This is a genomic window from Roseivivax halodurans JCM 10272, assembly GCF_000521785.1.
Lineage (GTDB): Bacteria > Pseudomonadota > Alphaproteobacteria > Rhodobacterales > Rhodobacteraceae > Roseivivax > Roseivivax halodurans.
The window spans coordinates 1-1,238 of record NZ_JALZ01000113.1 but is presented as its reverse complement, the minus strand read 5'-3'; the positions used below and the strand labels follow the sequence as shown (position 1 = coordinate 1,238).

The following is a 1,238-nucleotide window of genomic DNA, read 5'->3' as shown; positions in this document are numbered from 1 at the left end:
AGATCCATGCAGTTCGCGTAGAAGGTCACCGTCGCCGGCCAGTCCGAGAACATGCCGACGATCCCGACATCCTGCGCCAGCACGTCGAGAACCCGCAGGTAGTCGCCGTCGCTGTCGATCGCATCGTTCACCGACTGGAAGTACCAGCCGCCGCCCCCGGCGAGCGGACCGGAGCGCTCGAGCGACCAGCCGATGATGTTCAGCCCCGCAGCCTTCGCCTCTTCGGCATAGGCCGAGGGCACCATCTCGCCCGCATCGTCCAGCGTCAGCAGCATCCAGATCGGCGGCGCGATGTAGGTCACGCCCATGTCGGCGAGCTCCTGCATCGTCGGCTTGAAGGTCGCGGGATCGGTCGGGTCGATCAGGCCCTCGTCGTCGTCCTCGGCCTCGTAGCGGTCGTCGAGATAGACCGCCTGCTCGCCGTATTCGGTGTTCTCGATCCAGTAGATCACGTCGCTGAGATTGAAGCTCTGCGGCCAGACATCCTCGGGGGGCACGTCCGCCGCGACATATTCGTCGATCAGCTTCTGGGCGTAATCCTCCTGCGTGAAGCCGTCGAACGGCATCTCGACCGACGGCGCCTTGAGCTCGGGCGTGAACTTGCCCCCGAGAGACCGGAAGAGCTCGATCGATTCGGCATGGGTCATCAGCTCCGCCCCGTCCGCATAGAGCGTGGTGCGGAACGGCGCGACGCCGCCGAGATAGGCCTCGGCGGTCTCTGCGGTCGCGTCGAAGGAATCCATCTTCGGCGCGAGCGACTCGAACTCGTCGAGCGTCAGGTCGGAGGTCCGGCATTCGGCCGTCGCTTCGGTGTCACCCGACGCCGGCTGGAAGGGCTGGGTGCACTTCCCTGCGAGATCCGTCACCACGATGTTCGTCGTCGTGTGCAGGTCGTTCTGCGCGTGCCGGCAGACGAGCTCCTTGTCCTTGGTGAAGGTCACGTCGCATTCGAGGATCCCGGCCCCCTGCCGCGCCGCGGCCCGGTTCGCCTGCACGGTATGTTCGGGGAACATCAGCGACGCGCCGCGATGCCCGATGGAGAAATCGGTGCGCTCCGGCGCGTTGCCGAGGCACGCCTCGAGCGTGGACTTCAGCTCCCCGTCCTCGAGCGTCTCGACCAGAAAGGCGGGACGCTGGCCGTAGCTCATGGTCGGCCCGTCCCCGGCGCCGTCCTGAGCGACCGCCGCCACCGGAACCGCGGCTCCGAGCGCGGCAAGCATAATACGCTTCATGTGTAT

General features: G+C 66.4%; 1 protein-coding gene. It reads right to left on the bottom strand.

The features are described 5' to 3' along the window. On the bottom strand, positions 1–1,232 hold a 1,232-nt coding region (locus OCH239_RS21365), incomplete at its 3' end, for a glycerophosphodiester phosphodiesterase family protein (protein WP_037267523.1). Positions 1,233–1,238 lie beyond the last annotated feature (6 nt).